The organism is Antarcticimicrobium sp. (assembly GCF_029212575.1).
Classification (GTDB): Bacteria; Pseudomonadota; Alphaproteobacteria; order Rhodobacterales; family Rhodobacteraceae; genus Antarcticimicrobium.
Window position 1 is genome coordinate 1 of sequence record NZ_JARGPK010000028.1, and the last position, 8,656, is coordinate 8,656.

An 8,656-nucleotide genomic window follows, 5' to 3' on the forward strand; every position below is an offset into this window, starting at 1 on the left:
ATCTCCGGCATCAGGCCAAGCAGCAGCACCATGCCCAGCATGCACAGGAAGAACGGCAGGATGCCCGCGAAGATCTCATGCACCGGCTGCCCGGTATAGCGCGCCACAACAAAGACATTGAGGCCCAGGGGAGGCGTGATCATTCCCACCTCGGCCACCATCACCACCATCACCCCAAACCAGATCGGATCGAAGCCCAGCGCCACCACCACCGGCAGCATCACCGGAACGGTGAGGATCAAAATCGCAATCTGGTCGAGAAAACAACCGAGGATCAGGTAGATCACCAGGATCACCAGCAAGATCATGTAGCTGGAAACGTCCAGCCCGCCGATCCAATTGGCAATGGCGGTGGTAGTTTGGGTGAGGGTGAAGAAGTAACCGAAGATATGCGCGCCGAGGATGATAAAGGCGATCATGCAACTGACCCGCGCGGCGTTGACCAGCGCCCGACCGGCGTTGCGCAGCGAGAGCCGGCCCTGCACCACGCCCAGCACCAATGCGGCGACGGCCCCCATCGCCGAGGCTTCGGTGGGCGTCGCGACTCCGGCATAAAGAACGCCAGTAACCGCACCGAAGAGGATCAGCATCGGCAGCGTCACCCGCAGCACGGATACCTTCTCGGACCAGCGATAGGGGTGCCCTGCCGGCACAGCCTTTGGCCGAAGCAGCGACATGGTGACGGTCAGCCCGACCAGCGCCAGCACCGCCAGAATACCCGGCACCATACCGGCGATCAGCAGCTTGCCAACGCTGACATCGGCGATGATCGCATAGAGCACCAATGCAATAGAGGGGGGTATCAGGATCGCCAGCGTGCCGGTGATGGCCACCAACGCCCCGGCCGTGCGCAGCGAATAGCCCTGCCGCATCATCGCCGGAATCGCGGTGGATGACAGCGTTGCCGCCGATGCGGTGCTCGACCCCGAGATCGCCCCGAACATGGCGCCCGCCAGAACAACCGCCACCCCCAGCCCGCCCGGAACCCTCCCCACCCAAACCACGGTGGCGTCAAACAATTCGTCGGCGATCCGCGAGATGATGATGAACTCGGCCATCAGGATGAACATCGGAATGGTGATAAGCTCGTAGGAATTGACCGACGAGATGGTGGACGACTTCACCATCCCCATCACCAGATCGAGCCCGCCCACGGCGAAAAGCCCGGCCACCCCCGCTACCGCCATCGCAAAAGCCACGGGCATCCCCATCGCAAGCAACAGCACCAGAAGAAGGCTCCCCAAAGTCGCAATCATCGCGCGTCTCCCTCGGGTTGCGACCCGGCAGCGGGCTCGGATGGGTCTGCGTGGTGGTCCACGGAGTCGGGCACATGGCCCTCTCCGCCGCTCACCAGATCGGCAAAATGGATTGTCATGCGCACCAAAAGAAGCCCGATCCCCAGTGGCACAAGGATATAGCTGGCCCACATCGGCCAGGCGACGACACCGGGGATCGTCTCGTCCCGCACCACCGCCCGGACGGTGGATTGCCAGCCGGTCACCACCATCGCCAACAGGACCGGGATAATCATGAGCGCGCTCGCCGCGTCCACCCATCGCCGCACATTGCGGCGCATCCGGGCGCGGAACAGGTTCACCGCCACATGCCCGCCCCGCCGGAAGGTTTCCGAAACGGCGAGTAAAGCGGCCCCCACCATCAGGAAGTTGGCGACCAGATCATAGCTCCAACTCAGCGGCGCGTGGAAAACATAACGCATCCCCACGTCGACCGCGACAACCAGCATCATGGACAACAAGCACAGGCTGGCCCCAATGATCAAAAGCCGCTCCAGCTTGCCAACCGCCCGGTCGGCCAAGGATATCCATTTCATCTGATCCTCCCCTCAGTGCTCCGTCGCATCCCCTCCGCCGCCCTCCTGCGTCAGGCCGGGACCGGACGCTTCATCATCAGGCCAACGCGATGAACCTTTACCACCATCTCGTCGCGCTGGTTGAAGCCACGCGTCTCGAAATGAACAATCCCACGGTCGGGCTTTTTCTTTGATTCCCGCCGGCCGGTGATCTCGGTCTCGGCGCGCAGCGTGTCGCCAATGAAGACCGGCTTGGGAAAGGTGATCTCGTCGAAACCGAGATTGCCAAGGGTTGTCCCCAGCGTCAGATCGCTGACACCCACACCCACTACAAGGCCCAGCGTGAAGATACTGTTGACCAGGCGCTGCCCGTAGACGGTGTTCTTGCAGAACTCGTCATCGAGATGCAGCGGCTGCGAGTTGTAGGTGAGCGCAGAGAACAGCAGATTGTCGGTTTCCGTCACGGTGCGGGTGATCGCGTGATGGAAAACCATGCCAGGCTCGAGTTCTTCGTAGTATTTTCCGGATACGGTGCTTTGCATCGTGCGCTCCTCTTCTCTCTTGTTTGCATCGTTGGCGGCGGGGTCAGTCCGTTTCGCCGGTGCCTTCGGCCAGGGCGACAATCGAACGGGCGGTCTGAACATGGGCAAGATCAATGTGGTCGCCATCGTAGATCACCGCACCCACGCCCTGCGCAGCCGATACTTCATAGGTCTCGATCATGCCCTTGAAATAGCGGATCTCCTCGGCCGACGGGGTGTAGGCGCGGTTGACCACCTCGACATTGGTGGGATGCAGGATCATCTCTCCAACGAAACCGTGGGCACGGTTGCGGCGGGCGTAAAGGTCAAGCCCCTCAAGATCGTGGACATCCTGCCAAAGCCCGCCCAGCGGCATCTTTCCGGCAGCCCGCGCGGCCATCACGGTGCGCTGCCACATGTAAAGGGTCTCGGTTCCCTCGGGGCTCCAGCCGATGCCAAGCGCCCGCGCGGAATCGCCGTTCTTCGCGCTGGCGCCGCAAATTGCGTTGACGCGCGGATTTTGCGCGATCTCGTAGGCCGTTTGCATCGAACGGGCGGTTTCCAGCGTCGGAACCAGCGCGATTCGGCCAAGCTCCAGCCCGTTTCGCAATTCGGCCTCATGCACCAGCGCAGCAGCGATCTGAATGTCCTCCGGCCCGCCTGGCTTTGACAAAACCACCCCTTCCAGCCCTTCGCGCGTCACGGCGAGGATATCCTCAAAATCATACATGGCGGGCGAGCGGTTGACCCGCACATAAATGCGCTGACCGGCGGCGGCGAGGCCGGAGATCTTCTTGGCAACCAGCGCCCGCGCGGCTGGCTTTTGATCGGCGGGCACGCTGTCTTCAAGGTCCAGAATAACCGCATCGGCACCATAGCCTGCGACCCGGTCTATCCAGCTTTCGCGGTGGCCCGGGACGAAAAGGAACGAGCGGATCGGCCGCATTGAGGATCGGGAAAGGTCTGTCATCTCGGATCTCCAGTGTTCCTGCGCGCGATCCTCGCGGCGGGACTAATCAATCAATCTGTCAGGCGGATTTGCCCAAGAGTTCGTACGCCGGAAGCGGCATCGCGCTTCCGGCGAAAGGTCTGCCTCAGTTCTTCGCGGCGATCCGGCCCACCGCTGCGGTATAGGCATCGACCGCTTCGGCTCCGTGCTCACCAACAGATGCGGCCCAGTCGGCAGCAACGGCAGAGGTTCGCTCTTTCCAGCGAGCCGCCTCTTCGGCGCCGAGCTTGATAACCTCAAGACCGGCCTCGTCGACCATCTTGTCACGCACCAACGAGTCGTTTTCGGCCATCCAGGCGCAGTTGTTCTCGGCAGCGGCAACACCGTAGCGCAGGAATACCTCCTGCACATCGTCAGGCAGCGAGTCGAACTTTTCGCGATTCATCAAAAGGACAAGATGGGTGCTTCCCATGCTGACCCCTTCGGTGCTGTGCTTGAAAACCGTTTGCAGATCGTAGGGCCGCATCCCGGCGTAAAGATAAAGCGCCCCGTCCACAGTGCCGCGCTGCGCCGCCTGGAACAGTTCGGCCGAGGGCATACGTACCGCAGCCGCGCCCAGCGTCCGCGCGGTCAGGTCCATCGCCGCGCCGGTGGTGCGCAGCTTGAGGCCCTCAAAATCCTCCAGCTTCTCGACCTTGCGGGTCGCGGTGACAACATTGTAGATTGGCAGGCTGACATTGTAGATCGCGCGCACGCCGTTCGGGTCGAAATCCACGTTGTCAAACAGCGCGCCTTCCCGGGACAGCTCCATCGAGGCGCGGGTGGCGACACAAATGTCCGAGAACATCCCCGGCAGTTCCGCCACCCCGGACACCGTAATCTGGGTCGGGTGGTAGGAGGTGGCGGTGAGAACCAGATCGGCGGCCCCGTTCGAAACGAGGTCGAGGCCCTCGGCCGCCTTGCCGAGCTGTTGCGCGGGATAGATCGTGAAATCGACCCGGTCGCCCAGATCTTCCTTCACCCCGGCCACCCAGATATCGAGCCCGTGCTCGATCAGGTAGTGCGTGGGCGGAAATGCGTAGGATATCTTGAGGTCGATAGTGTCTTGCGCGTTGGCGGCACCGGTCGTAAGCGCCGTGGCGAGCGCGGCCCCCAAGGCCGCGCCTTTGATTGAAATGTTCATCTGGCTCCCTTTCTGCTGCAGGGTCTTCCCCCCGCAAACTGTTGCGACTTGTCGCGGTCGTTGGGCATCAATGCCGGGCGGACCGTCGCCCTCCTCCCACCGTCAATCCCCTCCCTCGGAGACGCGATAGATCGTTGCAATCTAGTAGGATTTCGGCAGACCGAGCTGCTTTTCGGCAATGTTGCTGAGGACAAGCTCGGTCGAGATCGGCGCGATGCGCAGGATCATCACTTCGCGCAAAAGCCGCTCGACGTCATATTCCTTCGCATAGCCAAAGCCGCCATGCGTCAGGATCGCCCGCTCGCAGGCGAAGAAGGCGGCCTCGGAGGCCAGCACCTTCGCGGCATTTGCCTCGATCCCGCAGGGTTCGCCCCGGTCATATTGCGTGCCTGCCTTGAAGCCCATGAGGTTGGCCGCCTCAAGCTGCGCCCAGGCACGGGCCAGCGGGTGCTGAATGCCCTGGTTCTGGCCGATGGGGCGATCAAAGACGATCCGCTCGTTGGCGTATTTCGCCGCCCGGGCCAGCGCGTAGCGGCCAATGCCCACGCATTCGGCTGTCACCAGCACCCGTTCGGCGTTCATCCCGTGCAGAATGTGACGGAACCCCTTGCCCTCTTCACCGATCATGTCCGCCGCAGGCACCGGCAGATCCTCGATGAACAACTCATTGGAATCCACTGCCTTGCGGCCCATCTTGTCAATTTCGCGGACTTCCACGTAGTCCCGGTCGAGCTTGGTGTAGAACAGGCTGAGCCCATCGGTCGGGCTCTTGCACTCCTCGATCGGCGTGGTGCGGGCGATCAGCAGCATGTAATCGGCCACCTGGGCGGTCGATATCCACACTTTCTGGCCGCTGACGTAATAGGTGTCGCCCTTGCGCACAGCCCGCGTCTTCAGCTTGGTGGTGTTAAGCCCCGTGGTCGGCTCGGTCACTGCGAAGCAGGCCTTGGTCTCGCCCTTGATGAGCGGGGTCAGCATCCGCTTCTTTTGATCTTCGGTGCCAAAGGCGACCACCGGCGACAGGCCAAAGATGTTCATATGCACCGCCGACGTCGCGCTGAGCCCGCCTCCGCATTCGGCAATCGCCTGCATCATCACCGCCGCATCGGTGATCCCCAGACCCGCGCCACCATAGGCCTCGGGCGTGGCGATCCCCAGCCATCCGTTTTCGGCCACGGCATGGTAAAATTCCTCGGGAAAGCCACCCTTGGCATCCCGCTCCCGCCAATATTCCGGCGGGAATTTCCCGCACATCTCCATGACCGAGTCGCGGATCGCGCGCTGGTCGTCAGTCATCCGGTAGTCCATTTTCCCCTCCCGTCGCGGCGCCATCCCTCCGGCTTCCGCCGAGACCGACCACGCGCCCTTTCCAAAAAATCCGAACAATATTCGAAATTTCAACTCAACGTTCCACCGCGCTCCCGATTCGTCAACCGCCAACAGCAACCCTGAGGCGGCGCACACCCCCCAAGCCTGACAGCTGAAGCACTAAGTCTTTGATCCTGCTTGACGCTGCGGCAGAGCGCCTTCACTTGATGAAGGAGAGTGTTTTATATGCCGAGAACGAGGGACCCGTACCCGACGGAATTCAGGGATCAATTGGTTGCGCTGGCGCGAGCTGGTCGCAATGTTGAAAGTCTAGCGCGCGAATTTGAGCCGTGCGCGGCGACCATCCATGTCTGGGTCAAGCAGATCGAGATAGACGATGGCGACCGCCATGATGGGTTGAGCAGCGAAGAACGCGATGAGCTTCGGCGTCTGCGCCAAGAGGTCAAACAATTGCGCCAGGAGGCTCTGATGATGTGACCGCTCTCCTTTGTGGATCGTTGCAGGCCCACCTTGGCACAATGATGCCGTCGGGGGCGGTCACATCATCGAAGCCCGTCGAAAATCTCGCGCGCCCGATTGCCCTCAATCGAAAGAACGCGTTATTCACCGGGCACGACGAGGGTGGCAAGGCATGGGGCCGCATCGCATCCCTGATCGAAACCGCCAAGATCAATGGCGTGGAGCCTTTCGCCTACCTGAAATCTACACTCGAAGCGATCGCCGCGGGCCATCCGCAAAACCGCATCGACGACCTGCTCCCCTGGAATTTCCAGCCGTCAAGCTGAAACCCAGGTGCTGTTCAGACAGCGCTTACGGCCTATTGCGGCGAGTTGGTGAATTCCGTGCTTTACGACTGTGTACAATTCCATGGCGGTATGGACTATATGCGCGAAACGCCCGTGGAACGCATGTCGCGCGACGCCCGCGTCCAGGCCATCGGAGGCGGGGCCTCCGAGGTCATGCTCGAAGAGGTCGCCAAACGTATGTGAACCGGCTTGGCCGCCCCGGTGCCGGTGCCGGGTTTGATCGGCACCGGGCGCCCCTTGGAGGTTTTCAAATTCATGCCAGACTCAAGACCAGACAGACATTTCATTTTGTCCTGCCGAGCCAACCGCTGTGACGCGGGATTCTCATCACGTACCGCCGCGACAAGAGCGATGTCTTTTGGCCGGATGGCGGATCGTTTGCAGCCAATCAGGGAAGGTCACCAATGACAAAAACCAGCATGTTTTTCACCGAGCCGGAGCCCCGCCGCGCGCAGGGTGTCGAAGTCGCCGAGGGCATCCAGAGAATGGTGGCCGACAATCCCGGCAAGATGACCTATTACGGGACCAACACCTATCTCATCGATACCACTGAAGGCCGGTTCGTGATCGATCCCGGCCCGGTCGAAGACCACGACCATTTCGAAGCCATCGTCGCAAATCTAGGGCCAAATCCAACCGGAATTCTCATTACCCATCACCATTCCGATCATTTCGGCGCCGCACCGGCATTGCGCGAAAGGACGGCGCTGCCTGTCTACGTGTCCCGGGTGTTTCCCGACGACGCCTTCGAACCGGACGGATATCTTGAGGACGGGGATGTGATCGGCGGTCTCACGGTTCTGCACACGCCCGGTCATGCAAGCGATCACCTCTGCTTTTCGAGGCCGGACGGGATTCTGTTTTCGGGCGATCACATGATGAGTTGGAACAGCTCGATCGTGAGCCCACCGGACGGCAACATGCGCGATTACTGTACCCAGCTTCAGCGGCTGATCGACCGGGACGATAAAATCTGCTTACCCGGTCACGGCCCGGTGCTGCGCGATCCGCGCCCCTACATCCAACGGCTGCTTGGCAACCGGATGCGGCGGGAAGCGGAGATTCTCGCGCACCTTTCGAAGACCCCCGATACGATTCAGAATATTGCGGCGTCAGTTTACAAGAAATCCGACCCGCATATTGCAATGGCCGCCGAACGCAATGCCGCAGCGCACCTTGAGAAACTTCTGTCAGAGTCGCGGGTGATCCAGCGCGGCGAAATTTGGGAAACCACTGAGAAGCCGGAGCTGTCAGATAGATGAGAACCGGTCTCTCGTAGGGCAGGATGGCTGTCCCTCAATCGGCGCAAAGAGCGCGCCACTCGTCGAGAGCCGCGGCGCGGTTCATCTTAAATTTTGATCTGGAGGATAGGCTGCGCTCCGAATTGAAGTGATTGAAGACCGAGGCATGGACGGAGACAAATTTCTGTAAACTTCGCATCCGCCGGAAGCGGAGCATCGCGCGCTCCCGTCGTCGGAACGGCAAATGCGAATTCTCCACCCGATTGTTCATCCAGCGGCCGGTTTCCTGTCGATCGGCGTTGCCAATGTCTTTCATCGCCGCGCCGTAGGACCGGAACTGGTCGATCACCAGGATATGCGGTCGGCCGTGGCGCGTTATCGTTTTCTTCAGGGATTTCAATGCCGCCTTCTTGTCCCGCGTCTTCGTCACGAAGCTCTCCAGCACCTCGCCTTCGTGATCTACTGCGCGCCAAAGGTAATGCCGCTCGCCGTTGATCTTCACGAACATTTCGTCAAGATGTCAGCGCCAGCGGCTCGATCGCATACCCTCGATCCGCCGTTTTCGGCTCTCCGACGCAGACATCGGCCCAAACCGATGCCACCAATAGCGGACGGCCTCGTGGCTCACGTCAATCCCGCGCTCGTAGAGCAAATCCTCGACGTTTCGGAGCGACAACGGGAACCGCACATACATCATCACCGCCAAGCGGATGATTTCGCGGCTCGTCTTGAAGTAGCGGAAGGGTGATCTTCTGGTCATGTCCAGACGCTACGAAACCGCCCTGCCCGCCTCAAGTCAACTTCCTCTGACACGGCC

General features: G+C 61.1%; 8 protein-coding genes and 3 pseudogenes. 4 read left to right on the plus strand and 7 right to left on the minus strand.

What is annotated here, in order from left to right:
* From P1U75_RS05030 to P1U75_RS05055, 6 genes are all read right to left on the minus strand, one after another.
* Window positions 1-1,256 (minus strand): TRAP transporter large permease subunit (locus tag P1U75_RS05030; protein WP_300240521.1); only part of this gene is annotated, 1,256 nt, incomplete at its 3' end.
* Entirely contained in the window at window positions 1,253-1,831 is a 579-nt protein-coding gene (locus P1U75_RS05035; protein WP_300240524.1) for a TRAP transporter small permease, read from the minus strand. The genes P1U75_RS05030 and P1U75_RS05035, both read right to left, overlap by 4 nt.
* A 50-nt stretch (window positions 1,832-1,881) precedes the next feature.
* Window positions 1,882-2,352 carry a MaoC family dehydratase gene (locus P1U75_RS05040; protein ID WP_300240527.1) on the minus strand — a complete coding sequence of 157 codons (471 nt, stop codon included), beginning with the start codon at window positions 2,350-2,352 and terminating at the stop codon, window positions 1,882-1,884.
* A gap of 43 nt (window positions 2,353-2,395) precedes the next feature.
* Window positions 2,396-3,301 carry a CoA ester lyase gene (locus P1U75_RS05045; RefSeq protein ID WP_300240529.1) on the minus strand — a complete coding sequence of 302 codons (906 nt, stop codon included), beginning with the start codon at window positions 3,299-3,301 and terminating at the stop codon, window positions 2,396-2,398.
* 124 nt (window positions 3,302-3,425) lie between these two features.
* Window positions 3,426-4,463, minus strand: a complete 1,038-nt coding sequence (dctP, locus tag P1U75_RS05050; protein ID WP_300240531.1) for a TRAP transporter substrate-binding protein DctP — start codon at window positions 4,461-4,463, stop codon at window positions 3,426-3,428.
* Window positions 4,464-4,604: 141 nt separating this feature from the next.
* Window positions 4,605-5,759 carry an acyl-CoA dehydrogenase family protein gene (locus P1U75_RS05055; protein WP_300240533.1) on the minus strand — a complete coding sequence of 385 codons (1,155 nt, stop codon included), beginning with the start codon at window positions 5,757-5,759 and terminating at the stop codon, window positions 4,605-4,607.
* A 258-nt stretch (window positions 5,760-6,017) separates the two neighbouring features.
* Here P1U75_RS05055 and P1U75_RS05060 point away from each other — a divergent pair, with 258 nt between their 5' ends.
* The 4 genes and pseudogenes from P1U75_RS05060 to P1U75_RS05075 all read left to right on the plus strand — a co-directional run bounded on the left by P1U75_RS05060 (window position 6,018) and on the right by P1U75_RS05075 (window position 7,860).
* Window positions 6,018-6,269 (plus strand): transposase, encoded by a 252-nt coding sequence (locus P1U75_RS05060; protein ID WP_300240535.1) that lies wholly within the window; start codon window positions 6,018-6,020, stop codon window positions 6,267-6,269.
* Window positions 6,270-6,361: 92 nt separating this feature from the next.
* Window positions 6,362-6,577 (plus strand): annotated as a pseudogene (locus tag P1U75_RS05065) (transposase domain-containing protein); the annotation flags it as partial.
* Between the two features lie 42 nt (window positions 6,578-6,619).
* Window positions 6,620-6,781 (plus strand): annotated as a pseudogene (locus P1U75_RS05070) (acyl-CoA dehydrogenase family protein); the annotation flags it as partial.
* A gap of 221 nt (window positions 6,782-7,002) precedes the next feature.
* Window positions 7,003-7,860: an MBL fold metallo-hydrolase gene (locus P1U75_RS05075; protein WP_300240537.1), complete on the plus strand. Its 858-nt coding sequence runs from the start codon at window positions 7,003-7,005 to the stop codon at window positions 7,858-7,860.
* A gap of 34 nt (window positions 7,861-7,894) precedes the next feature.
* Here P1U75_RS05075 and P1U75_RS05080 read toward each other — a convergent pair.
* A pseudogene (locus P1U75_RS05080) lies at window positions 7,895-8,599 on the minus strand (IS6 family transposase).
* Window positions 8,600-8,656: the final 57 nt, after the last annotated feature.

Bases quoted from the DNA above. Each gene is read 5' to 3' on its own strand.
- P1U75_RS05040 (WP_300240527.1), bottom strand. From the start codon at position 2,352: ATGCAAAGCACCGTATCCGGAAAATACTACGAAGAACTCGAGCCTGGC.
- P1U75_RS05055 (WP_300240533.1), bottom strand. From the start codon at position 5,759: ATGACTGACGACCAGCGCGCGATCCGCGACTCGGTCATGGAGATGTGC.
- P1U75_RS05060 (WP_300240535.1), top strand. From the start codon at position 6,018: ATGCCGAGAACGAGGGACCCGTACCCGACGGAATTCAGGGATCAATTG.
- dctP (WP_300240531.1), bottom strand. From the start codon at position 4,463: ATGAACATTTCAATCAAAGGCGCGGCCTTGGGGGCCGCGCTCGCCACG.
- P1U75_RS05045 (WP_300240529.1), bottom strand. From the start codon at position 3,301: ATGACAGACCTTTCCCGATCCTCAATGCGGCCGATCCGCTCGTTCCTT.
- P1U75_RS05075 (WP_300240537.1), top strand. From the start codon at position 7,003: ATGACAAAAACCAGCATGTTTTTCACCGAGCCGGAGCCCCGCCGCGCG.
- P1U75_RS05035 (WP_300240524.1), bottom strand. From the start codon at position 1,831: ATGAAATGGATATCCTTGGCCGACCGGGCGGTTGGCAAGCTGGAGCGG.